The sequence below is a fragment of the Streptomyces flaveolus genome, assembly GCF_014648815.1.
Lineage (GTDB): Bacteria > Actinomycetota > Actinomycetes > Streptomycetales > Streptomycetaceae > Streptomyces > Streptomyces flaveolus.
Genome location: NZ_BMRV01000001.1, coordinates 452,068 through 474,520, shown reverse-complemented (window position 1 = coordinate 474,520; position 22,453 = coordinate 452,068). Strand labels below are relative to the sequence as shown.

Below are 22,453 nucleotides of genomic sequence, written 5' to 3'. Positions count from 1 at the left end.
CCGTACAACAACCGAGTGCCTCCTGTGTCTGTGGCTCAGACCCTATCCCGGAGCACCGTCCATGGCCCCGACGGCCCTGGTCGGTGTCAGTGCGGTCGCGTACGGTGAAGTACCCGCAAGTACCGCACACGCGTCTATCGCACCCGACGGTCCGGCTTCGCCGGCCCCCTCACGACAGGAGACCGAGACGTGCCGGTCCTGCCCGGAGCCGAGCCGTTCCGCCACGAGGGCGGGGAGGTCGGCGTCCTCCTCTGCCACGGTTTCACCGGTTCCCCGCAGTCCTTGCGCCCGTGGGCCCGGTACCTCGCGGAGCGCGATCTGACGGTCGCGCTGCCGCTGCTGCCCGGGCACGGCACGCGCTGGGAGGACATGCAGGTCACCGGCTGGCAGGACTGGTACGCGGAGGTGGACCGCGAGCTGCGGGCCCTGCGGGAGCGCTGTGAGCGCGTGTTCGTGGCCGGCCTGTCGATGGGCGGGGCCCTGGCGCTGCGGCTCGCCGCGAAGCACGGCGACGCGGTGTCGGGCGTCGTGGTCGTCAACCCGGCGAACCGGATGCACGGGGTGGCCCAGCACGCCCTTCCGGTGCTGCGGCACCTGCTCCCCGCGACCAGGGGCATCGCCAGCGACATCGCCAAGCCGCTCAGCACGGAGCTGGGGTACGACAAGGTGCCGCTGCACGCGGCCCACTCGCTGCGGACGTTCTTCCGCCTCGCCGACGGCGACCTGCCGCAGGTGACGCAGCCGCTGCTGTTGCTGCGCAGCCCGCAGGACCATGTGGTGCCGCCCGCCGACTCGGCGCGCATCCTCGGCCGGGTGTCGTCGACGGACGTGACGGAGGTGCTGCTGGAACAGAGTTACCACGTGGCGACGTTGGACCACGACGCGGACCGGATCTTCGCGGAGAGCATCGCGTTCATCGGCCGGCTCGCGCCCGGTTCCGTCAAGGAGCCGGAGCACGGTCTCGGTGAGGAAGGGACGACCGCAGGTGGCTGAGCACGACTCCGACCGCGAGGACCGGGAGGAGCGGGGAGAGCGGGAGGAGGTGCGGAACGTGGAACGGGACCGCGAGCGGGACGTCGAGCGGGAGGGCCGCGAGGGGCCGGGCCCCGGGGAGGAGCGCGCGCCGGAGGAGCAGGCCGTGCCCTTCGACGAGGCCGCGGCCTGGGCGGCGATCGTCGCCGGGTACGGGGAGGAGCCGCCGGACCCCCCGGGGGCAAAGCCGTTCAAGTCGGTGGAGGACCTGGCCCTGCTGGAGCCGGAGACGAACGACGACAAGCCCGAGCCGGAGCGGCCGGCCTCGGCCCGTCCGCTGGGCAGCTCGGTCGCCTTCGCCCCGGGTGTCGGTCCGCGTGACCACAGCCTGGCCGAGCCCGCCGACGACGATCTCGGCGAGGAGGACGAGGGCCACTTCGTGCCGCCCGAGCCGCCGCCGCTGCCCGAGGGCGACACCACGGCGAAGTTCGCCTGGCTGGGTGTGCTCGGCGGTCCGGTGCTGCTCCTGCTGGCGGTGGTGCTCGGCTGGGACATGACCTGGTGGCTGACGACCCTGAGCATCGGCGGCTTCCTCGGCGGCTTCGCCACGCTGGTCATGCGGATGCGGACGGGCGACGAGGACGACGACGACCCGGGGCGGGGCGCGGTGGTCTGAGGCCGGCGGCAGCCCGGGGCGCTGAAGGGGCTCAGGCCGCGGGCACGCGGAGGGCGGTCAGGACCGGGAGATGGTCCGTGGCCGCCCTCAGGTCGTCCTCGGCCACGCCGGGGAGCCCCGCCGGCACCCCGCAGCCCAGCACCTCGATGCCCTCGGTCGCGAAGACCGCGTCGATGCGCTGATGCGGGTCGGTGGGGGTGGAGGTGTACTCGCCGCCCCAGGGCGCGGCCGTCCAGCAGTCCCGCAGCCCGTCGCCGAGCCGCCGGAAGACGCGCCCGCCGGGGCGTTCGTTCAGGTCGCCGCCCGCCACGACGTGCTCCACGCCCATACCGGCGACCCGGTCGAGGAGCAGGCCGGCCTGCGTGTACCGCTCGTCCTTCTGCAGCGACAGATGACAGCTCACGACACCGAGACGGGCCCCGCCGAAGCGGACCACGGCGGTGGCGAAACCCCGGCGGTGCAGGCCGGGGGTGAGCGGGAGCAGCACGTCCTCGGTGCGCTCCACGGTGGCCCGCAGGGAGCACAGCAGCGCCGGTCCGGCGGCCGTGGCGCCCCCGGACAGGAGCACCAGCCCGGAGGCCGCGGCGAGCCGGACGAGCTTCTTGCGCCAGCGGAAGAAGCGGGGGGCCTCCTGGAGGAGGACGAGGTCGGGGGCGCAGGCGGCGATGACACGGGCGAGGGCGTCGGTGTCGTCACGCATCGAGCGGATGTTGTAGCTGAGGACCCGGATGACGGCGGAACCGTCGGGTTCGGTGCGGGAGTTGGGGAGCGGCTCCATGTGGATCACAGTACGCCCGCCGGCCGGGGCGCGAGGATCGTGGGCGACTGCCGGTTCGTCGTGGCCTGTCGCGCCCGCGGGGCGGAGCCCCGAACGGACTCCGCCTCGCGCCCCTTCAAGGACGTCCGGGCGCCGGTGTCTACATGATCGGGTCGGGTTCCCTCGCCAGGTCGGCCGCGCCCACCAGGCCGGCCTTGTTGCCGAGCTGGGCTGCGATCACGTCGGCGACCGGGCGCCAGTTGCCGCCGACCAGCCAGCGCTTGTACGACTTGCGGATCGGGTCGAGGACCAGGTCGCCCTCGTCGGAGAGGCCGCCGCCGACGATGAAGGCGGACGGGTCGAAGAGCGAGGCCAGGTCGGCGAGGCCGGCACCGGCCCAGCGGGCCAGCTCGCGGTAGGAGTCGACGGCGACCGGGCAACCCTGCCGCGCGGCGACCGAGATGTGCTTGCCCTCGATGCCGTCGGGGGTGCCGTCGCCCAGCGCGAGGAGCACCTCGGCGCGCTCCGGGGTGGCGTTGGCGCGCTGCTTGGCGTAGCGCACGAGGGCGCGGCCGGAGGCGTACTGCTCCCAGCAGCCCTGCGAGCCGCAGCCGCACAGCAGGCCGTCCGGCACCATGCGGATGTGGCCGAACTCGGCGGCCACGCCGAAGTGACCGCGGCGCAGCTTGTTGCCGATGATGATGCCGCCGCCGAGGCCGGTGCCGAGGGTGATGCAGATGACGTTGCGGTGGCCCTTGCCCGCGCCGAACTTGTACTCGCCCCAGGCCGCGGCGTTGGCGTCGTTCTCCACGACGACCGGGAGGCCGACGCGGGCCTCGACCTTCTCCTTGAGCGGCTCGTTGCGCCAGTCGATGTTCGGCGCGAAGTAGACCTCGGAGCGCTGGCGGTTGACGTACCCGGCGGCGCCGATGCCCACGCCGACGATCTCGTGTCCCGCGCGTGCGCCCTCCACCGCCGAGGCGATGGCGTCCACGATGGCCTCGGGCGTGGTGGGGGTCGGCACCTTGAAGGTCGAGAGGATGTTGCCTTCCTCGTCGACCACGCCGGCCGCGATCTTCGTGCCGCCGATGTCGACGCCGATGGTGAGTCCCATGAATCCCTCAGTTTCGGTCGAGCCCCGCTACGGCCAACCGTACCCGAGGGGGGCCTCAGTCCAAGTCGATACGTTGGCCGGGGCCGGTGCCCTCGTCGCCGTCGTCGCGGGGTTCGTCCAGGTCACGGGGGTCGTTGGCGCCGGTCGTCCCGGTGGTCCAGCGGCGCTCCTGGTTCTGGACGGCGGAGCGGTAGGCGGCGAGGAGTTCACCGCCGGCGGCCGCGAGGTGGTCGAAAACATCCGGATTGCGTTCGATGACCGGTTCGACGGCGGCCTTGGCCTGCTGGACGACCTGCCGGACCACCTGCTGGGCGGCCGGTCCGGCGACCTGGCCGAGCAGCGGGGACTGGAGGCCGGACAGCTTCTCCGCCACCGTGTCGACGAGCCTGCGCAGTTCCTCGGCGGCCGAGCCCGGCTGTGCCCCGTACTCGGCGCGGCGGCGGGCCTTCTCGGCCTCCAGGTCCTCGGCGCACGCCGTCGCCCAGGCGTCGGCGTCGGCCGCCCGCACCTCGTCGGCCGGTCCGGCCGGCCCGACCGCGTCGGCCTCGTCGTGGCGAGCCGCCTCGGACGGGGGGAGATCTTCGCTCATGACGGACTCCTGACTACGGTTCGTCCTTACGACGTTACCCGAACGGGCGGGGCGGGATCAGCGTCCCCGCGGCCACAGCCGGGCGTCCGGCGCGAACCGGACGGCGAGGGTGCCGTCCCGCAGGGCGGCCCCGTCGACGGTGCAGCGGCGCAGTGCGGACGGCAGCGGCACGATCCGGCGGAACGGACCGGCGGTGACGACGAGTTCGTCACCGCGGCGGACGAGGTCGAGATCGTCGCGTATGGCGCCGGGCAGCGGGATGTGCCAGACGAGGACGCCGTCGTCGGCCAGCCGGTCGGAGACCGGCCACTCGACCGGGGTGACGTCCGGGTTGACGCCCGGCGCGTCGAGGGCGGCCAGGTCGTCCACGCCTCGCGGGTCGCGTCCCAGGTGGGCGACGGTGCGGAGGTCGTACGCCGCCTGCCACTCGTCCAGTGCCTTGCGCTGCTGGGCGAGGGGGCCGGCGAGCCAGCTGTCCGCGGGGGCGTCCTCGGGCAGGAGGCGGTTGGCGACCAGCAGGTCGGTGCGCATGCCGCGCAGGGCGAGGCCGAGGCGGGCGGTGCGGAGGGCGTCCGCACCGGCGGGGCCGGGCTCGGCGACGAGCCGTACGACGGTGTGCCGGTCGGCGAGGACGGCCTCGGTGGCGGCCAGCTCCAGGTCCCAGCGGGCGGCGGCCTCGTACAGCGACTCGGCGGGCATGGGGACGCCGGCGAGCCGGCCGAGGACGGGCCGCAGGGCGCGGGCGGCCTGCCGCTCGGGTGGGAGCAGGCGGCGCAGGTAACGGCGCAGTTCCTCGGGGAGGGCGAGCAGGGCGAGGGCGCGCGGGGCGGGCGGGAGGTCGACGACGAGGAGTTCGTGGGCCTCGGCGAGGGCGGCGTCGCGCACGGCGCGCAGCAGCGCGAGTTCGTCGGCGCCGGGCAGGGGGGTGAGCTCCTCCGCGTCGAGGCGGGCGGCGCCGAGCAGGTCGAGGGCGGAGGCGGCACGGTCCTGGAGGGCGGCGAGGCCGTCGCGGAAACCGTCGGCGGCGTCGGGCCGCCGGACCGTGAGGCCGGGTTCGACGGTGGCCGGCTCCGGGCCGGTGCGCACCCCGAGCGCGGCGCCGAGGGTGTCGTCGCGGTCGGCGCCGAGCAGAAGGGTGCGGGTGCCGGCACGGGCGGCGGCGAGCGCGGTGGCGGCCGCCACGGTCGTACGCCCGCTGCCGCCCGGGCCCGTGATCAGGATGGTGCGCATGAGGCTGAACGCTACCTTCGCGCCCGCGCCGGGCGACCGCGTCGACCTGCCGCGCCGCCCACGCGGGGCGGCACTCGCCGTGCGCCGCCCCGGCACCGGCGTGCCGCCGCCGGTGGCCACGGCACGGGGAACCGGCCGAGGCCCCTGTTCCGCGGCGCGGCAGCCGCCGGGACGCGGAGGCAGACTGCCGGACGGTCAGGCGTTCTCGGCGCATCCCGCCGCGTGCGCCGCCGTACGGGCCGAAGGCCCCGAGTCGCTGGTGGACGGGCAGCACGCGGGGCGGATGCGCCCCGCGCCGCCGCGCCGTCGCGGGAGGTCCGCGGCGGCCGGCGCCGGCTCGGTGCGGGACCGGTTACTTCGGGGCCGACTCCACGCGCTTCTTGAGGCCCGCCAGCGCCCGGTCGATGATGACCTTCTCGGCCTTGCGCTTGATCATGCCGAGCATCGGGATCTTGACGTCGACCGTGAGCCGGTACGTGACCTCCGTGCCCGTGCCCGCCGGCCGGAGCAGGTAGGAACCGTCGAGCGAGCGCAGCATCTGGGACTTGACCAGCGTCCAGGACACCTCGTGCGCACCCGTCCAGGTGTACGCCAGCGTCTGGTCGTCCTTGATCGCCCCGGCGTCCATGACGAGCCGGACCTGCTCGGCACGCCCCTGCGCGTCGCTCGCGAGGACCTGCGCCTCCTTCACCTCACCGGTCCAGTCCGGGTAGCGGGCGAAGTCGGCGATCACCTCCATGACGTCGGCCGGTGGCGCCTCGATCGTGATGCTCGAGCTGGTGTGTTCCGCCATCGCCGTGGCTCCTCCAGATGCGGGCCGGTACTGCGGGTCGTCGTGCGCCGGAGCGCGCACGTGTGTGCCGCGTGAAGGCTATCGCGCACGGGCAAAGCGGATGTCACCACCTGCCTGCGACAGTCCGGCCGCGCGGGCTCACCACTCCAGCGCCCACGGCTTCCCCGTCGAGGCGAAGTGGCCGACGTTCACGCACTCGGTCGCCCCGATCCGCATGCGCCGTACCAGCGGCTGGTGCACGTGCCCGAACAGGGCGTAGCGCGGCCGGGTCCGCCGGATCGCGTCCAGCAGCGCGCGGCTGCCCCGCTCGAAGCGCCGCGCCACCGTGTCGTAGACGAGTTCCGGCACCTCCGGCGGGATGTGCGTGCACAGCACGTCCACCTCGCCGACGGCCTCGATCTTCGCGGCGTACTCCTCGTCGCTGATCTCGTACGGCGTGCGCATCGGGGTGCGCAGGCCGCCGCCGACGAAGCCGAAGACCCGGCCGCCGATCTCGACGCGCTCCCCGTCCAGCACGGTCGTGCCCGGCCCGGCGTACTCCGGCCACAGCGGCGGCATGTCGACGTTGCCGTAGGTGGCGTACGTCGGGGTGGGGAAGGCGGCGAACAGCTCGGCGTACTGCCCGCGCACGGCCCGCTCGATCAGCCGTGCCCGGTCGTCGCCGACGCCCGCCCACAGCCGGGCCCCCAGCTCCCGCGCCTCGGCGAAGCGGCGGGCGGTGCGCAGCTCGACGATGCGGTCGGCGTTGTCCTTGCCGAACAGGTCGGGGAAGATGCCGCGCGAGTGGTCGGCGTAGTCGAGGAAGAGGACCAGGTCCCCCAGACAGATCAGGGCGTCGGCGCCTTCGCCGGCCCTGGCCAGGTCGCGTGCGTTGCCGTGCACGTCGCTCACCACATGGACGCGCGTCGTCGTGTTACCGGCAGGTGTGGGTGCCATGGCGATCAAGCGTAAGTCTGTGCGGCATGCGTGAACAGTGGCGGCCGGACCTGCGGTTACTGGCTGGTCGGTCAAGGCGTCGACTACTCTGCGCCAAGGAAACCCCATCCGTGTGACGCAGCGAACATCTCGCGGGGACCCCCTGTCGGAGACGCCATACCGGCGGGTAACGTCCGGGCAGTCCAGTCGTGCTCAGGATTTCAACATGTGAATTCCGCATGTTTCTCCTCGAGCACTTGCCCGAGCCTTGGACCGCACCGTCGCATCACACAACGTCGTGGCGCCGGCGCCCTATGAGGAGCAGCAGTCTTGCGCGAGTTCAGCCTTCCGGCTTTGTACGAGGTCCCTGCGGACGGAAATCTGACCGACATCGTCCGCAGAAACGCCGCGCAGCACCCCGACGTCGCCGTCATCGCCCGCAAGGTGGGCGGCGCCTGGCAGGACGTGAGCGCCCGTGCCTTCCTCGCCGAGGTGCACGCCGCCGCCAAGGGCCTCATCGCCTCCGGTGTCCAGCCGGGCGACCGGGTCGGCCTGATGTCCCGTACGCGCTACGAGTGGACCCTGCTGGACTTCGCGATCTGGAGCGCGGGCGCCATCACCGTGCCGGTGTACGAGACCAGTTCGCCGGAGCAGGTGCAGTGGATCCTCAGCGACTCGGGCGCCACGGCGTGCGTCGTCGAGTCGGCCGGGCACGCCGCCGCCGTGGAGTCGGTCCGCGAGCAACTGCCCGCCCTCAAGAACGTCTGGCAGATCGACGCCGGGGCCGTGGAGGAGCTGGGGCGTCTCGGCGGGGACGTCACGGACGAGGCGGTCGAGGAGCGCAGCTCGATCGCGAAGGCCGACGACCCGGCGACCATCGTCTACACCTCGGGCACCACCGGCCGCCCCAAGGGCTGCGTGCTCACCCACCGCAGCTTCTTCGCCGAGTGCGGCAACGTCGTCGAGCGCCTGCGTCCCCTGTTCCGCACGGGCGAGTGCTCCGTCCTGCTGTTCCTCCCGCTCGCCCACGTCTTCGGCCGCCTCGTGCAGGTCGCACCGATGATCGCGCCGATCAAGCTGGGCTGCGTCCCGGACATCAAGAACCTCACCGACGAACTGGCCGCGTTCCGGCCCACGCTGATCCTGGGCGTGCCGCGCGTCTTCGAGAAGGTCTACAACTCGGCGCGCGCCAAGGCGCAGGCCGACGGCAAGGGCAAGATCTTCGACAAGGCCGCCGACACGGCGATCGCGTACAGCAAGGCCCTGGACACCCCGTCGGGCCCGTCCGTCGGCCTGAAGATCAAGCACAAGGTCTTCGACAAGCTCGTCTACAGCAAGCTCCGCACGGTCCTCGGCGGGCGCGGCGAGTACGCCATCTCCGGTGGCGCGCCCCTCGGCGAGCGGCTCGGCCACTTCTTCCGCGGCATCGGCTTCACGGTGCTGGAGGGCTACGGCCTGACCGAGTCCTGCGCGGCCACCGCCTTCAACCCGTGGGACCGGCAGAAGATCGGCACGGTCGGCCAGCCGCTGCCCGGCTCGGTGGTGCGCATCGCCGACGACGGCGAGGTGCTGCTGCACGGCGAGCACCTGTTCAAGGAGTACTGGAACAACCCGGGGGCGACCGCGGAGGCGCTGGCCGACGGCTGGTTCCACACCGGGGACATCGGCACCCTCGACGAGGACGGCTACCTGCGCATCACCGGCCGCAAGAAGGAGATCATCGTCACCGCCGGCGGCAAGAACGTCGCCCCGGCCGTGATCGAGGACCGCATCCGGGCGCACGCGCTGGTCGCGGAGTGCATGGTGGTCGGCGACGGGCGGCCGTTCGTGGGGGCGCTGGTCACCGTGGACGAGGAGTTCCTCGGCCGCTGGTGCGCGGACCACGGCAAGCCGGCCGGTTCGACGGCGGCGTCGCTGCGGGAGGACCCGGATCTGCTCGCCGCGATCCAGTCGGCGGTCGACGACGGCAACGCGGCGGTGTCGAAGGCGGAGTCGGTGCGGAAGTTCCGGGTGCTCGGTGCGCAGTTCTCCGAGGAGTCGGGGCACTTGACTCCGTCGCTGAAGCTGAAGCGGAACCTGGTGGCGAGGGACTACGCGGACGAGATCGAGGCGCTGTACGCGAAGTAGCGGCGCCATCCGGGGTGCCGGGCCGGTTCGTCGGCGGCTCCCCGTCGCCGTGGCTGGTCGCGCCCACGCGGCGGAGCCGCACAATGTCACAGCCCCGCGCCCCTTGCGGCGCTGCCCTACAGGAGCCTTTTCAAGTGCTCCGCCAGCAGGTCCCAGCGCCACTTCTCCTCGACCCAGGAGCGGCCCCGCTCGCCCATCCGGCGGCGTAGCTCCGGGTCGGCGAGGAGGGTGGTGACGCGGTCGGCCGTCTGGGCGGCGTCGCCGCCGCGTACGACCCAGCCCGTCTCGCCGTCGAGTACCGCGTCCGGGGCGCCGCCGGAGTCGCCGGCGACGACGGGCAGGCCGGTCGCGGAGGCCTCCAGGTAGACGATGCCGAGCCCCTCCACGTCCAGCCCGCCCCGCCGGGTGCGGCACGGCATGGCGAAGACGTCCCCGGCGCCGTAGTGCGCGGGCAGCTCGGCCCACGGCACGGCGCCGGTGAAGCGGACGGAGGCGGCGACGCCGGTGTCCTGGGCGAGGCGGCGCAGGTCCTTCTCGTAGGGGCCGCCGCCGACTATCAGCAGGACGGCGTCCGGCTCGGCGGCGAGGACGCGCGGCATCGCCCGGATCAGCGTGTCCTGGCCCTTGCGCGGCACCAGCCGCGAGACGCACACCACGACGGGCCGGTCGGTCAGCCCGAGCCGGGCCCGCACCTCGTCACCGCCGCTGTCCGGGTGGAAGGTCTTCTCGTCCACGCCCGGCGGCAACTGCACCATCCGCGCGGCGGCCCGCGGTGTGAGCGCGCCCGCGATCCGCGAGCGCGTGTACTCGCCGAGGTAGGTGATCGTGTCCGTCGACTCCCCGATCCGGCGCAGCAGTTGCCGGGCGGCGGGCAGCTGGGCCCAGCCGGCCTCGTGCCCGTGGGTCGTGGCGACGATCCGCTCGGCGCCGGCCTTGCGGAGTGCGGGCGCCATCAGCCCGAGGGGCGCCGCCGCCCCGAACCACACCGACGTGCACCCGTGCTCGCGCAGCAGCCCGACCGCCCGCCGGGTCGCGCCCGGCGTGGGCAGCAGCATCGTCGTACGGTCGCGTACGACGGTGAAGGGCTGCTCGGCGTCGAAGGCGGCGGTGGCCTCGATGCCCTCCCGGCTCCGCTTCCAGGTGGAGGCGTAGACGACCAGCCGCTCGGGGTCCAGGCGCAGCGCCATGTTGTGCAGGAAGGCCTGGATGCCGCCCGGGCGGGGCGGGAAGTCGTTCGTCACGATCAGGGTCTTGCGCATCGCCGTCGACCCTACCGAACCGGCCGTCCGGGGCGGGTCCCGGCCGTGCCGGTGGCCCACACACAGACGTTCGGGACATCATGGCCGGACCGGCAGAACAGGCGCGAACGGACACGGGACGGGCGCAGGACGGGCGGAGTGACGTGGAGACGACGGACACGGGGCGGTCCCCGGCCTGGCGGTTCCCGGCGTGGCTGCCCACGGCCGGGCTGCTCACCGCCTGGGCCGCGACGCGGCTGACGCTGCTGCTGTTCGTGTTCAAGGTGTGGATCTTCCCGGGCCCGGACGTCACCAGCGACGTGTCGGTCATCTACCGGGGCTGGTACGACGTCCTGTCCAGCGGAACGTTTCCGTCGGACGACGTCACCTGGCAGTACCCGCCCGCCGCCGCCCTCCCGGTCCTCTCCCCTGGCTTGCTGCCCTTCCTCGCCTACCCGGCCGCCTTCTTCGTCCTGGCCTGCGCGGCCGACCTGGTCGTCCTGGTCCTGCTGCGGTGCGGGGGCGGCGGCGCCGGCAGATCGGCGCTGGGTGCCTGGGTGTGGGTGGTGGGGGTGCCGCTGCTCGGGCCGACGGTGTACGCCCGCTACGACGTGATGGTCACCGCCGTCGCGGTGGCCGCGCTGCTCGCGGCGGGCCGGCATCCGCGGGCGGCCGGTGCGCTGGCTGCGCTCGGGGCGCTGCTGAAGGTGTGGCCGGTGCTGGTCCTCGTGGGGATCCGCCGGCGCGCGGCCTGGGTCGCCGCGGCGCTGACCGGCGCCGCGCTGGCGGCGCTGTTCGCGGTGGCGATGCCGGGGGCGTTCGCCTTCCTGACGTTCCAGCGCGACCGGGGCACCGAGGTGGAGTCGCTGGGCTCGCTGGTCTTCCATGTCGCCCGGCACGCCGGCTGGGACGGGCAGGTGCTCCTCAACTACGGCTCCGTGGAGTTCCTCGGCCCGCACGTGGAGACGGTGAGCACGGTCGCGCTGGCGCTGACCGGGACGGCGTTCGGCTGGCTGCTGCTGTGGCGGGTGGCGGCGTCCCGGTTCGAGGCGCACACGGCGGCGGACGCGGCCTTCGTGGCGGTGCTGATGTTCACCGTCACCAGCCGGGTCATCAGCCCCCAGTACATGGTGTGGCTGATCGGCGTCGGGGCGGTGTGCGGGTGCTTCCGGGCCGGCCGGATGCGGGTGCCGGTGGCGCTGGTGCTGGCGGCGGCCCCGGTGACGGTGCTGGAGTTCCCGGTCTGGTTCGGCCATGTGGTGGCGAGCGACCCGCTCGGGGTCACGCTGCTGTTCGTCCGCAACGGCCTGCTGGTGGCCGCCGCGCTCGTCGCGGCCCGCGCCCTGTGGCGCGACACGGTGCCGCGCCGCGGCAGCGCCCCTGTGCCGCCGCGCCCGGCCCGCGCCGACCAGGCACCGGTACCGCGCTGACCGCCCGGCGGCCGTGCCCCGCTCAGCCGAGCTGCTCGCGCAGGTACTCCCGCCACCGCGCCGTGAACTCGTCCAGGGTCGTGCCGAGCACGTCCCGCAGCGCGTCCTCGACGGCGCCCGCGCGCCCGTCGTGGGCGCCCACGGCCCGGTAGAAGGCGTCCAGCCGGGCCTCGCCCCACCGGTCGGCGATCATCCGGCAGGCCAGCCAGCCGCCCTCGTAGGCCCGGGCGAGTTCGTCCGCCTCGCCGGTGAAGCCGAAGTCCTCGTCCGTGGGCAGCCCGGCGGGCACCCGGCCCTCGGACACCGCGCGGGTCAGTTCGGAGGCGGCCTGGGAGGGCTCGCGTCCGTCGGCGCGGTAGCCGACCCAGTCGGCGTAGCCCTCGGACAGCCACAGCGGTGTGGCGGCGGTGGTGTGGACGCGCGTGGCGACGTGGGTGGTCTCGTGGGTGAGCACGACCTGTTTGCCGAGGGTGCCGAGCAGCCCGTACGCGTCGGGGTTGACGATGATCCGGTCGGCGGGCGCCTGCTCCCGGCCGCCCGTCTCGCCGGTGGTGACCGCGGCGATGCCCCGGTAGGAGGACGCGGGCGAGCCGAGCAGCCCCGCCATCCCCTCCAGCGACTGGGGCACCAGTACGACGATGCGGCGGGCCCAGTCGCCGTCCCAGGCGTCGGACACGGCCGGCACCGCCCGGTCGGCCAGCTCCGCGTAGCCGCGCAGCGCTCCGGTGGACTGCCCGACGCCGAGGACGAGGCTGTGCTCGCCCCGCACCACCCGTACCGGGCCCTGGTCCCACGGCTGCTGGCCGGACCGCTTCGCGGGCCGGTCGGAGTCGACGGACCACCGTCCGTCCTCCTCCCGGCTCAGCCGCACGGTGCGGGCGGTCGTGACGGCGCCCCGGTCGTAGCCCTCGACGCGGTAGCTGAGGTCGACGTCGGCGGTGGCGGTGTCGCCGGTGCGGTGCAGGCCGGTCACGCGGTACGACCAGGCGGCCAGCGGCACCGCGCTCAGGTTGCCGAAGCCGGACCCGGTGCCGGTGCGGGCCCAGGCGGTCCGGTCGTGGGCCAGGACGGCCGCCGCGCGCCGGTCCAGGACCCGCTGCACCTCGGCCCGGACGGGGTCGGCGGCGGTCCGGCCGCCGCAGCCCACGAGGGAGACCAGCAGCAGGCACAGCGCCACCACCGAGGAACCCGACACCCGCCTTCGACCAGCCACCTCTCCGATCGTACGGGCGCCGGGCCGCGGCGGCCGGGGTTCGGGGAGGTCAGACCCTGGTGACCGAGGAGACCGGCATCATGCCGACCGGGTCGTAGCGCACCGGGGCGCCGGGGTAGGGGGCGTGGATCACCTGGCCGTTGCCGGCGTACATGCCGATGTGGCTGGCGTCGTCCCGGTAGGCGACCAGGTCGCCGGGCCGTGCCTCGGCGAGCGGGATCTGCCGGCCCGCGTACCGCTGCGCCTGCGAGGTGCGCGGCAGGCCGACGCCGGCCTGGGCGTACGCCCACTGGGTCAGGCCCGAGCAGTCGAAGCCGGAGGGGCCGTTGGCGCCCCAGACGTAGGGCCTGCCGAGCGCGGAGCGAGCGGCGGCGAAGGCGGCCGCCGACCGGCCGGAGGCGGCTTCGGCGCCGGCGAGGGCGGGCAGGTCGGCACGGCCGGAGCGGGAGGCGCGGCCGTAGGCGTCGCGTTCGCCGGCCGGGAGGGTGCCGAGCAGCCGCCGGGCCTCGGCGAGCTTGCGCTCGACGGTCTTCTTGTGGGCGGCGACTGCCTTGCGGCCCTTCTCCAGCTCGGCGAGCTTGCGCCCGGCCTCGGCGCGGTCCTGGGAGAGTTCGCGCATGGCGCCCCGGAGTTCCCGGAGTTCACCGGCCTGGCGGGTGGTGATCCGGTCGAGCACGGAGGCCTTGTCCAGGTAGTCGTCCGGGTCGGCAGAGAGCAGCAGGACGAGGGACGGGTCGACGCCGCCCGAGCGGTACTGGGCTCCCGCGAGCGAGCCGAGCCCGTCCCGCATGGTGTTGATCCGCTCCTGCTTGCGGGCGATCTCGTCCTGCGCGGCATCGACCTGCTCGCGCAGGGCGTCGGTGCGCTCGTCGGCCTTGTTGTAGGCCTCGGTCGCCTGCTCCGCCTCCGTGTGGAGGCGGTCCACCTCGGCACGTGTGTCGTCGCGCGGCGCGGCCACGGCCGCCGGTACGGCGCCCAGGACGGCGGTGGCGACGGAGAGAAGGCCGATGGCGGCGGTGGCGCCGCGATCGAACCCGGACGGTGCAAGGCGGCGATGGAACCCCACGGGAAGCCGCACTCCTTCCGCTGGCGGACGGGAAACGCGGCAGACAGTAGCCCCGCGGCGGGGCGGCGACCAACGACCTGAGGAGGGTGCGCGACACGACGCCCCACCGCTGACGCAGGTCACCGGCGGGGCGGACGCTCAGAACGTCGTGCCGTGATTCCCTCGAACGGGCGGCACGGCCAGGATGTTTTCGGCTGTTCCCGGAACGGGGATCAGACGCGGACGCCCCACATGAAGGGGCCGCCGATGGTGTCCATCGACTCGTAGCGGACGACCGTGCCGGTGCGCGGCGCGTGCAGGACCTGGCCGTTGCCGGCGTAGAGGCCCACGTGGTGCAGGTCGTTGAAGAAGAACACGAGGTCGCCGACCTGGAGGTCGCTCATCGAGGAGATGCGCGTGCCGTAGTTGGCCTGGGCCTCCGAGGTGCGGGGTATGCCGACGCCGGCCTGGGCGTAGGCCCAGGAGGTGAGGCCCGAGCAGTCGAAGGAGGACGGGCCGGTGGCGCCGTAGACGTACGGGGTGCCGATCTTGCTCTGGGCGGCGGAGAACGCCGCGCCGGCGCGGCCGGAGGCGGACGCCGTGGAGCCGGTCAGGGCCTGGCGCTCGCTGCTGCGGGTGGCGCGGTCCTGCTCGGCGGTGAGGGCGGCCTTCTCCGCGGCGGTGAGCGTGTTGAGCAGCTTCTGGGCCGAGGAGAGCTTGCCCTGGACTTCCTTCTTCTTCTTGCCCAGTTCGGTGCGGGTGGCCGAGAGGTCCTTGAGCTTCTTGGAGGCCTCGGCGCGCTGCTGGGCGAGGTCGCGCTGCTTCTCCTGGATCTTCTTGAGGGCCTCGACCTGCTGACCGCTGAGCTGGTCGAGCGTGGAGGCCTTGTCCAGGTAGTCGTCCGGGTCGGCGGACAGGAAGAGCTGGAGGGAGGGGTCGATGCCGCCGGAGCGGTACTGGGCGCTGGCCATCGAACCGAGGCCGTCGCGCAGCTCGTTGAGCTCCTCCTGGCCGCGGGCGACGTTGTCCTGGATGGTGGAGATCTCCTTCTGGAGCTTCTCCTGCTTCTCCTTGGCCCCGTTGTACTTCTCGGTGGCCTGCTCCGCCTCTTCGTAGAGCTTGTCGACCTTGGCCTTGACCTCGTCCTTGCTCGGCTTCTCGCTCGGCGCGGCGTTGGCCGCCTGCGAGCTGAGTGCGACTGCGGCTGCCGCTGCGGTGGTGAGCACGGTCACACGCGTGCGGCTCGGCTGCTTGGGACGACGGTGGGACGCCACGGAGTCGAGCTCCTTCTTGGAGGGGGGTCACCCGATCGCGGGTTCGAAGGCAGACCCTAGTGACCAAGTCGTGATGAGTTCAAATCCTCAAGTGAAAATAGTGAGACCGGTGAGGCATATTTTGCCGTGAACTCACGTGCGGTGAGCCGCCCTTGACAGCGCGTCGCACCGAGTGGCCCTCAATTCGGGCAAGCGGTCCGTATGTTGCGCTTGGGGCGGACGGCACCCAGGACATACTGCCCAGGGCTCAGCCGCGCGAGAACCGCTTGAGGAGGACCACCGAGGCCACCGGCCGCGCCCCCGCCTTCGCCACCCCGTCGGCGACCTCGCGGTCGGTGGAGACGACGATGACCGGCCGGCCCGGCGGCTCGGCCCGCACCAGCTGGCGGATCAGCTCGTCCGCGGTGACGCCGGCCTTGGAGAACAGCACCCGCACCCCGCGCGGCGGTGCCAGGAGCACCGGCGCGGCCAGTTCGGCCCCGTCGAAGACGCAGGTCGTCTCGGCGCCGGTCTGTGCGGCGAGCTGGGAGAGCTGGCCGAGCAGCCGCAGCCGCTGCTTCTCCAGCGGCATCTGCGGATAGCCGGTCTTGGTGACGTTGTAGCCGTCGACGACCAGGTGCGCCTGGGGCAGCGCGAGCAACTGGTCGAGGATGGCGGGGTCGTGCTCGGACAGGGCGCGGGCGGCGATGTCCTTCGGGGTCATCCGGCCGGGCTCGACCGCGTCCACCGTCTCGGCGGGCCGCACCGCCACCGGGGGCAGCGCGAGCTCCCGGCGCAGCCCCTGCGTGGCGTCCAGCAGCGTGTCGAGGAGCAGCCGTACGCGCATGTCCTCGACGCTGCGTCCTTCGCGGGCCGCCCTGCGGCTGGCCTCCAGTGCTGCCTCCGTCTCGCCGAGGCGGGCCTTGAGCCGCCGGCTCTCGCTCTCGGCGGCGGACACCTGGGCGTGCGCCTCGGTGCGGACGGTGTCTATCTCGTCCCGCACCTTGCGCAGGGCCGCCTCGCCGCGCTTGACGTCGCTGAGGGCGGAGCGCAGCTTGCGGTGCAGCGACTCGGCCTCCTTCTTCGCCGCGTCCAGCTCGCCGCGCAGCCGCTCCGTCTCGGTCCTGGTGTGCTCCCGGGCCCGGGCCAGCTCCTCGTGCAGCCGCTCCAGCTCCGCGCGACTCTCCTCGTCGGCGCGCTCGGCGTCCGCGCGCTGCGCCTCCTCACCGGCGGCGGTCACCAGCTTCACCCAGCCGTGCGGGCGCAGTACGTAGGCCGCGGCCGCCACGTCGAGGGGGTCCGCGGCCGGGGGCGGGGAGCCGGAGTCGAGGGCGCCGGCCAGCTCCGGCTGGGCCTCTCTGAACTTCTCGCCGATGCGCTGCCGGAACAGGAGGTCGGTCTCCACGGCGGCGGCCATGGCGTTGCCGGCGAACTTGGCCCGGCGGTTGGGGGCGAAGCGGGCGTACTGTCTCAGCTGTGCGGGCAGTTCGCCGAGGGTGAGTCCGCCGAAGCCGTCGGACACGATCTGCACGACCCTGCGGCGCACTCCGTCGGGCAGCGGGCGGTCGAGCACCTCAGCGGCGCCGTCGCCCGGCCCCCCGCCGTGTGTCTCCACCATCCGTCACCCCAATGCCTCTGCTGCCTGCGCATGCCTGTGCGCGATCCCGGTACGGGACCACGGCCCGCGGAACCCGCTCCCGTCAGGAACCGGCGCCCGGCCTGTCCACGAGTTCCACCTGGTCCACGGCGTTGCACCAGCGGCACCGCACCGACTCGATGGTCTCACTGAGCACCTCGCGCTCCTCGACCGTCGGCTCACCGGCCAGATCGAGGTGCATGTACTCGACGACCTTCGAGGCACGGGTCACGTCGAACCGGGTGAGGTTGCCGCAGAGGGTGCAGCGCCACCGCGTCGTGTCGGTCGGCAGGGGAACCGTCATCGTGGCTGTTCGCTCTCTATCCAGTGTCCGTGACGCGCCGGCCTCCCCGGTGCGTGTGGCTCGTAACCCTACGGCCTGGCGGGTACCCGCCGCCCGCGCGTCCACGGCGGCGAGGCGGTATGGGCGCTTGTGCCCGGTTGCGTCATGCTCTGTATCCATGATCCGCAACTGGAGCACGGCGGCCCTCGGGAAGGTCAGGACGCTCGGCACGGCCCGCACCCCGCGGGGGCGTACGGCGCCGGTGACGTACGCGCTGATCATCCTGTGCTGCCTGCTGTTCCTGGTCAGCCCGGCGTCGGGGCTCAATCCGGCCCACGGGACCGGGGAGGAGCTGCTCGCCGCGCAGCGCGCCTGGTTCCGCCGCTGGGGGGTGATCCCCGCAGAACTGTTCGAGGACTCCCCCGGGGCCGCCCTCACCCCCGCCACGGCGCTGTTCGTCCACGGCAGCTGGGTCCACCTGCTCGGCAACATGCTCTTCCTCTACGTCTTCGGCGCGATGACCGAGGCGCGGATGGGGCGGCTGCAGTTCCTGCTGTTCTACCTCGGCTGCGGCTACCTGGCGCTGCTGGGCTACGCGGCGGCCAACGCCCACTCCCAGGAGTCCCTGGTCGGGGCCTCGGGGGCGATCTCCGCGATCCTCGGCGCGTTCCTCTTCCTGTTCCCGCGCGCCCGGGTGACCAGCCTCCTGCCCTTCCTGTTCTTCCTGCCGCTGCGCTTCCCGGCCTGGGTGGTGCTGCCGTTCTGGGCGTCCCTGCAGTGGATGGCGGCGGGGCGGGCCGGTGACGGGCCGGGGGTGGCCTACCTCGCGCATCTGGTGGGCTTCGGGCTGGGCTTCGTCTTCGCCTGGGTGCGGTTCGGCGGTGGGACTAGAGTTGGGGACGTTCCAGCGACGGCCCCCGAGGGAGAGAACCAGCCGTGATCAGCGCGATCGTCCTCATCAAGACCAGCGTGGACCGGATCCCCGAGATCGCGGAGCAGATCGCCTCGCTGGAGAACGTCAGCGAGGTCTTCTCCGTCACCGGCACCTACGACCTGATCGCGATGGTGCGGGTCAACCAGCACGAGGACCTGGCGGAGGTCATCCCCGGCCGGATCAGCAAGATCCCGGGCGTGGAGGGCACGGACACGCACGTGGCGTTCCGTACGTACTCGCAGCACGACCTGGAGGCGGCGTTCGCCATCGGGCTCGACAACTGAGGGCTTCCGAGTCCTTGCGAAGAGTCCTCCATGCGGAGTCCTTCATGAAGAGTTCTTCACGCGGGACTCATCGGGGCCGCCGGCTGCCCCGCGCAGAATCCGGGGCATGGTCTTCTCCCGCCGGATGGCGGCCCTCGCGGCCGTCGTCCTGATCCCGCTCGGCATCGCCGCGACCAGCTTCGCCCTGACCGACAGTCCGCAGGAGCCCAGGGTCCCGGCCGAGGTGGAGCTGGAGAGCGGCTCCCCCACTGCGGACCCGGCCTCCGCCTCACCCGAGCCGACGCCCAGCGACCAGGTGGTGACGCGGCCGCCGGTCACCGACGGCCCTTCGGATGGCGACGATGACGACGACCGGGGCACCGACGACGGGGCCGGCGACGACGGGTGAGCGCGAGCGCCGCCGGATATCGGCCCGGGTCCGCATCCTGCTCTGGCTGCTGCTCGTGATGGCGGTCGCCCTCGCCTCGGTGGCCGCGACGACCCGCTCGATCCTGCTGCGGGACACCGACCAGCGGATCGACCAGCTGCTCGCGCAGGAGGCCGGCGAGTTCGCCAACTTCGAGGAGCAGGGCTTCGACCCGGAGACCGGCCGCCCCTTCACCGACCCGGAGCGGCTGCTGAAGGTCTTCCTGGAGCGCCAGTACGCCGACCTGGACGAGGAGCTGGTCGGCCTGGTGGGCGAGGCCGGCGGCAGGCCCACGCAGATCATCCAGCAGCGCGAGATCCCGGTCGCCCTGCCCCTGCACCGGGACGCCGACGCCCGGCGCCGCATCCACGCCGCGTCCGGCTCCACCGGCACCCTGGACCGGCCGGAGGGCGAGATCCGGTGGGCCAAGGTCACCGTGGCCCGGTACGGCGGCGAGCCGGCGGCCGCGTTCGTCGTCGCCTTCCACCCCGGACGGGAGCAGGCCCGCGCGGACGAGGTGTTCCGGGTCCTGCTCGCCATCTCGGGGGTGGCCCTGCTGATGACCACGGGCATCGCCTGGGTGGTCGCCGGCCGGATCCTCAGACCGGTGCGGCTGGTGCGCACGACGGCCGCCCAGCTCACCGAGCAGGACCTGACCCGGCGCATCCCGGTGCACGGCCACGACGACGTGGCGGCCCTGGCGGAGACCTTCAACGGCATGCTCGACCGGCTGGAGCGCGCCTTCGCCGCCCAGCGCCGGTTCGTCGATGACGCGGGCCACGAGCTGCGCACCCCGATCACCATCGTGCGGGGCCACCTGGAGCTGATGGGCGACGATCCGGCCGAGCGCGAGGAGACCGTCCGCCTGGTCACCGACGAACTGGACCGGATGAGCCGCATCGTCGAGGACCTGCTGCTGCTCGCCAGGGCCGAACGCCCCGACTTCGTCTCCCCCGAGCCGGTGCAGCTCGCCGAGCTCACCGCCGACGTCTACGTCAAGGCCCGCACCCTCGGCGACCGGGACTGGGTGCTGGACGGGGTCGCCGACCGCGCGGCCCGGCTCGACCCCCAGCGGATCACACAGGCCATGGTGCAGCTCGCGCAGAACGCCGTGCAGCACACCACCACCGGCCAGACCATCCGCATCGGCTCCCGCACCGACGGCACCCGGATCGAGCTGTACGTCGCCGACTCCGGGCCCGGGGTCCAGCCGCAGGACGCCGGGGTGATCTTCGAGCGGTTCCGGCGCGGCACGGCCCGGCGCGGGGTGCGCGGGTCGGGCGCCGGGCTCGGCCTGTCGATCGTCCGGGCGATCGCCGAGGGCCACGGCGGCCGGGTCGCCCTGCGCACCACCGAGGGCGGCGGAGCCACCTTCGTACTCACACTGGACTGTCCGGAAGAGGCACGCCCATGAACCGCATCCTCATCGTCGAGGACGAGGAGCGCATCGCGTCCTTCGTGCAGAAGGGCCTGCGCGCCAACGGCTTCACCCCCACCGTCGTCACCGACGGCGACGCCGCCTTCGAGCACGCGCTCACCGGCCGTTTCGACCTGGTCGTCCTGGACATCGGGCTGCCCGGCCGGGACGGCTTCACGGTCCTGCGCGAGCTGCGCGAGTCCCGGGTGACGACCCCGGTGATCGTGCTCACCGCGCGGGACTCCGTACGGGACACGGTGGCCGGCCTGGAGGGCGGCGCCGACGACTGGATGACCAAGCCGTTCCGCTTCGAGGAGCTGCTCGCCCGGGTCCGGCTGCGCCTGCGTACGGCGGCCCGGGCACCGGAGGTGACGGTGCTGAGGTCGGGGACGCTCAGCCTGGACCTGCGCAGCCGCCGGGCCCGCACCGGGGAGCGCACCGTCGACCTGACGGCCCGTGAGTTCGTGCTGCTGGAGCTGTTCCTGCGGCACCCGGGTCAGGTGCTGTCCCGCGAACAGATCCTGTCGCACGTGTGGGGCTACGACTTCGACCCCGGGTCCAACATCGTGGACGTGTACGTACGGGCGTTGCGCAAGAAGCTCGGGGCGCACCAGGTGGAGACCGTGCGCGGGATGGGGTACCGGCTGCCGGGCCGGTGAAGTTCCCTTCATGCGCGGCTCATCGACGGCTCACCGCGCGGGAGAACCCTCGATGACGTGATGCCGAACCTCCGCCTCGCGGCGGCCCTGTGCGTGGCGCTGTCCCTGTGCGCACTGCTGGCGGTTCCCGCCGGCTTTCCCGCCCTGGGCGGCGACGCGCGGCTCACCCTGGCCGTGTTCGCGCTGGCCACCTGCGCCTGGATCGGCACGCCGATCGACGACACCTACATCGCGCTGGGCGCCGGGCTGGCGCTGACCACGACCGGCGTGATCAGCAGCGACACGCTCTTCGGCACCCTCGGGGACGACACCGTCTGGCTGCTGATCTGCGCCTTCGTGCTGGCGGCGGCGGTGACCCGGACCGGGCTCGCGGGGCGGGCTGCGGTGTTCCTGGTCGGCGGGGCGCGCACGGTCAGGCAGTTGGTCCACCTGACGACGGCCGCCCTGGTCGTGACGGCGTTCGCGGTGCCGGCCACCTCGGGGCGGGCGGCGCTCGCGCTGCCGGTGTTCCTCGCCCTCGCCAAGGCGCTCGCCGACCGGAGGCGACTGGTGGTGATGCTGGCGCTGCTGTTTCCCACCGTGATCCTGCTGTCGGCGGTGGCGACTCTGATCGGCGCGGGCGCGCATCTGATCACCGTGTCGGTGCTGTGGGAGGCGACCGGGGAGCGGATCGGCTTCACCCGGTGGCTGCTGCTGGGCCTGCCGCCGGCGGTGGTCTCCTCCCATCTGGCCGCGGAGGCCGTGCTGCTGACGACCACTCGGCGGGCGGACCGCGCCGGCCCGGTACACATCACCGCCGAGGAGATACAGCGGCACAGCGAGCGCCCCGTCACGGGTGCCTGGACGCAGGCGGAGAAGCGCTGCGCCCTGCTGCTGGCCACGGTGGTGGCCCTGTGGTGCAGCGAGCCGCTGCACCACGTGCCGCCCGCGGTGGTGGCGCTGATCGGCGCGGTCGTCGCCTCCTCCCCCGCGCTGGGCACCGTCCGCCTCAAGGACGCGCTGGGGACCGTGCCCTGGTCGCTGCTGCTGTTCATGGCGGCGACCATGGCGATGGGCGTCGCGCTCGCCGACTCCGGTGCCGCGAGGTGGCTGGTGTCGGGGCTGCCCTCCCAGGTGGCGCCGGCCGTCTTCCTCGGGGTCGTGGTCGCGGTGAGCACGGCGGCCCACCTGGTGCTGCAGTCCCGCTCGGCCCGCTCCTCCGTCCTGGTTCCCCTGGTGATCGCCGCGGCCGTGGGCGCCGGGGTCAATCCCGTCGCCGCCGCGCTCGCGTCCACCGCCGCCGCCGGCTTCTGCCACACCCTCCCGGCGTCCGCCAAGCCGGTCGCGCTCTTCGCCGAGGTCCCCGGCGTCCCCACCTACACCCCGCGGGACCTGCTGCGGCTGTCGGCCGTCCTGGCCCCGCTGACCGCTGTGCTCGTGCTGTTCTTCGCCACCGCCGTCTGGCCGCTGCTCGGCGTGCCCGTGACCCGTTGAGGAGTCCTC

At 73.4% G+C, this 22,453-nt stretch carries 22 protein-coding genes; 10 read left to right on the top strand and 12 right to left on the bottom strand.

Going from position 1 to position 22,453, the window contains the following annotated elements; all coding sequences use genetic code 11:
• The first annotated feature begins 189 nt into the window (after window positions 1–189).
• Complete coding sequence (locus IEZ05_RS02140; protein ID WP_189228214.1) at window positions 190–993, top strand: alpha/beta hydrolase; 804 nt, start codon at window positions 190–192, stop codon at window positions 991–993.
• Complete coding sequence (locus tag IEZ05_RS02135; protein ID WP_189228213.1) at window positions 986–1,648, top strand: hypothetical protein; 663 nt, start codon at window positions 986–988, stop codon at window positions 1,646–1,648. The genes IEZ05_RS02140 and IEZ05_RS02135 overlap by 8 nt, the downstream gene beginning before the upstream one ends.
• 31 nt (window positions 1,649–1,679) lie before the next feature.
• Here the strand turns inward: IEZ05_RS02135 and IEZ05_RS02130 are convergent, their stop codons facing one another.
• The 6 genes from IEZ05_RS02130 to IEZ05_RS02105 all read right to left on the bottom strand — a co-directional run bounded on the left by IEZ05_RS02130 (window position 1,680) and on the right by IEZ05_RS02105 (window position 7,025).
• Window positions 1,680–2,426: an endonuclease/exonuclease/phosphatase family protein gene (locus tag IEZ05_RS02130; RefSeq protein ID WP_189228212.1), complete on the bottom strand. Its 747-nt coding sequence runs from the start codon at window positions 2,424–2,426 to the stop codon at window positions 1,680–1,682.
• Window positions 2,427–2,565: 139 nt separating this feature from the next.
• Window positions 2,566–3,519 carry an ROK family glucokinase gene (locus tag IEZ05_RS02125; RefSeq protein WP_189228211.1) on the bottom strand — a complete coding sequence of 318 codons (954 nt, stop codon included), beginning with the start codon at window positions 3,517–3,519 and terminating at the stop codon, window positions 2,566–2,568.
• A 55-nt stretch (window positions 3,520–3,574) separates the two neighbouring features.
• On the bottom strand, window positions 3,575–4,108 hold the full coding sequence (locus IEZ05_RS02120) for a DUF5304 domain-containing protein (protein WP_189228210.1): 534 nt from the start codon (window positions 4,106–4,108) through the stop codon (window positions 3,575–3,577).
• A 57-nt stretch (window positions 4,109–4,165) separates the two neighbouring features.
• Entirely contained in the window at window positions 4,166–5,338 is a 1,173-nt protein-coding gene (locus IEZ05_RS02115) for an ArsA family ATPase (protein WP_189228209.1), read from the bottom strand.
• Between the two features lie 352 nt (window positions 5,339–5,690).
• On the bottom strand, window positions 5,691–6,131 hold the full coding sequence (locus tag IEZ05_RS02110; protein ID WP_189228208.1) for an SRPBCC family protein: 441 nt from the start codon (window positions 6,129–6,131) through the stop codon (window positions 5,691–5,693).
• Window positions 6,132–6,269: 138 nt separating this feature from the next.
• Window positions 6,270–7,025 carry a metallophosphoesterase family protein gene (locus IEZ05_RS02105; protein WP_189228551.1) on the bottom strand — a complete coding sequence of 252 codons (756 nt, stop codon included), beginning with the start codon at window positions 7,023–7,025 and terminating at the stop codon, window positions 6,270–6,272.
• A gap of 351 nt (window positions 7,026–7,376) precedes the next feature.
• Here IEZ05_RS02105 and IEZ05_RS02100 point away from each other — a divergent pair, with 351 nt between their 5' ends.
• Window positions 7,377–9,173, top strand: a complete 1,797-nt coding sequence (locus IEZ05_RS02100) for an AMP-dependent synthetase/ligase (protein ID WP_189228207.1) — start codon at window positions 7,377–7,379, stop codon at window positions 9,171–9,173.
• 116 nt (window positions 9,174–9,289) lie between these two features.
• On the opposite strand, the gene IEZ05_RS02095 is transcribed toward IEZ05_RS02100, so the two are convergent.
• Window positions 9,290–10,432, bottom strand: a complete 1,143-nt coding sequence (locus IEZ05_RS02095) for a glycosyltransferase family 4 protein (RefSeq protein ID WP_189228206.1) — start codon at window positions 10,430–10,432, stop codon at window positions 9,290–9,292.
• 143 nt (window positions 10,433–10,575) lie between these two features.
• Between IEZ05_RS02095 and IEZ05_RS02090 the strand changes: the two genes are divergently transcribed.
• Window positions 10,576–11,841, top strand: coding sequence for a glycosyltransferase 87 family protein (locus IEZ05_RS02090; protein WP_373298717.1), 1,266 nt, complete (start codon window positions 10,576–10,578; stop codon window positions 11,839–11,841).
• Between the two features lie 22 nt (window positions 11,842–11,863).
• Here the strand turns inward: IEZ05_RS02090 and IEZ05_RS02085 are convergent, their stop codons facing one another.
• From IEZ05_RS02085 to IEZ05_RS02065, 5 genes are all read right to left on the bottom strand, one after another.
• On the bottom strand, window positions 11,864–13,054 hold the full coding sequence (locus tag IEZ05_RS02085) for a hypothetical protein (RefSeq protein WP_189228204.1): 1,191 nt from the start codon (window positions 13,052–13,054) through the stop codon (window positions 11,864–11,866).
• Window positions 13,055–13,103: 49 nt separating this feature from the next.
• Window positions 13,104–14,120: a C40 family peptidase gene (locus IEZ05_RS02080; RefSeq protein WP_189228203.1), complete on the bottom strand. Its 1,017-nt coding sequence runs from the start codon at window positions 14,118–14,120 to the stop codon at window positions 13,104–13,106.
• 212 nt (window positions 14,121–14,332) lie between these two features.
• The gene (locus IEZ05_RS02075; protein WP_189228202.1) at window positions 14,333–15,373 is read right to left on the bottom strand and encodes a C40 family peptidase; all 1,041 of its coding nucleotides are present in this window, start codon (window positions 15,371–15,373) and stop codon (window positions 14,333–14,335) included.
• Between the two features lie 247 nt (window positions 15,374–15,620).
• The gene (locus tag IEZ05_RS02070; protein WP_189228201.1) at window positions 15,621–16,970 is read right to left on the bottom strand and encodes an NYN domain-containing protein; all 1,350 of its coding nucleotides are present in this window, start codon (window positions 16,968–16,970) and stop codon (window positions 15,621–15,623) included.
• An 82-nt stretch (window positions 16,971–17,052) separates the two neighbouring features.
• A complete protein-coding gene (locus IEZ05_RS02065; RefSeq protein WP_189228200.1) occupies window positions 17,053–17,292 on the bottom strand; it encodes a hypothetical protein in 240 nt (79 codons plus the stop codon).
• A gap of 157 nt (window positions 17,293–17,449) precedes the next feature.
• Here IEZ05_RS02065 and IEZ05_RS02060 point away from each other — a divergent pair, with 157 nt between their 5' ends.
• From IEZ05_RS02060 to IEZ05_RS02035, 6 genes are all read left to right on the top strand, one after another.
• Window positions 17,450–18,211 carry a rhomboid family intramembrane serine protease gene (locus IEZ05_RS02060; RefSeq protein ID WP_189228199.1) on the top strand — a complete coding sequence of 254 codons (762 nt, stop codon included), beginning with the start codon at window positions 17,450–17,452 and terminating at the stop codon, window positions 18,209–18,211.
• Window positions 18,208–18,489: an Lrp/AsnC family transcriptional regulator gene (locus IEZ05_RS02055; RefSeq protein WP_077797603.1), complete on the top strand. Its 282-nt coding sequence runs from the start codon at window positions 18,208–18,210 to the stop codon at window positions 18,487–18,489. Before IEZ05_RS02060 ends, IEZ05_RS02055 begins: the two co-directional genes overlap by 4 nt.
• A 106-nt stretch (window positions 18,490–18,595) precedes the next feature.
• On the top strand, window positions 18,596–18,877 hold the full coding sequence (locus IEZ05_RS02050; protein WP_189228198.1) for a small secreted hydrophilic protein: 282 nt from the start codon (window positions 18,596–18,598) through the stop codon (window positions 18,875–18,877).
• Complete coding sequence (locus IEZ05_RS02045) at window positions 18,831–20,309, top strand: sensor histidine kinase (RefSeq protein ID WP_189228197.1); 1,479 nt, start codon at window positions 18,831–18,833, stop codon at window positions 20,307–20,309. The genes IEZ05_RS02050 and IEZ05_RS02045 overlap by 47 nt, the downstream gene beginning before the upstream one ends.
• Complete coding sequence (locus IEZ05_RS02040) at window positions 20,306–20,971, top strand: response regulator transcription factor (protein WP_189228196.1); 666 nt, start codon at window positions 20,306–20,308, stop codon at window positions 20,969–20,971. The genes IEZ05_RS02045 and IEZ05_RS02040 overlap by 4 nt, the downstream gene beginning before the upstream one ends.
• 60 nt (window positions 20,972–21,031) lie before the next feature.
• The gene (locus IEZ05_RS02035) at window positions 21,032–22,444 is read left to right on the top strand and encodes an SLC13 family permease (RefSeq protein ID WP_189228550.1); all 1,413 of its coding nucleotides are present in this window, start codon (window positions 21,032–21,034) and stop codon (window positions 22,442–22,444) included.
• Window positions 22,445–22,453 lie beyond the last annotated feature (9 nt).